The organism is Pseudaquabacterium rugosum, assembly GCF_038066575.1.
GTDB lineage: Bacteria > Pseudomonadota > Gammaproteobacteria > Burkholderiales > Burkholderiaceae_C > Pseudaquabacterium > Pseudaquabacterium rugosum.
The window spans coordinates 1-627 of record NZ_JBBUTF010000053.1; the positions used below are offsets into that span (position 1 = coordinate 1).

Annotated in this window: 2 protein-coding genes; both read right to left on the reverse strand. The window is 70.3% G+C overall.

Features of this window, described 5'->3' with window-relative positions; all coding sequences use genetic code 11:
• Positions 1-272 (reverse strand): ExbD/TolR family protein (locus AACH11_RS24740; RefSeq protein ID WP_341376962.1); only part of this gene is annotated, 272 nt, incomplete at its 3' end.
• An 85-nt stretch (positions 273-357) separates the two neighbouring features.
• Positions 358-627: ExbD/TolR family protein (locus AACH11_RS24745; protein ID WP_341376963.1), on the reverse strand; the 270-nt coding region annotated here is incomplete at its 5' end.

A 627-nucleotide genomic window follows, 5' to 3' on the forward strand; every position in this document is an offset into this window, starting at 1 on the left:
CCGGGCGCCACCGGCTCGCCGTTCCACAGCACCGTGCTCAGGGCATCGATGTCGATGCGCAGCACCTCGGGCTTGATGTCGGACGGCGGCGGCTGGCCCACCGGCATGTCGAGGTCGACCGAGTGCAGCTGGATCGGGATCGTGATGATCAACATGATCAGCAGCACCAGCATCACGTCGATCAGCGGCGTGGTGTTGATGTCGGCCACCGGAGCATCGGCGGCTGGGGCGGCGCGACGCGCCAGGTGGCGCTGGCGGCTGGCGGAAGCCATGGCGGGTGTCTCCTCGGGACGGCCGTCTGCTGCGACCGTGCCCGTCAGGGTGTCGAGGGCGGGGACCGGGGCGCTGGCGCAGCGCTCAGCCCCGCGGTGGCGGCTCGGTGATGAAGCCGATCTTGACGATGCCCGCGCGCTGGCAGGCGTAGAGGATGCGGCCCACCGGCTCGTAGCGGCTCTTGAAGTCGCCGCGGATGTGGATCTGCGGCTGCGGGCTCAGCACCGAGACCTTCTTCAGGCGGCTCACCAGGTCCTCGGTGTCGGACACCGGGGCGTCCAGCCAGTACAGGCGGCCGGTGGCATCGACCGAGATCACCACGTCCTCGGCCTTGGCCTCGCGCACCTGGTTGCG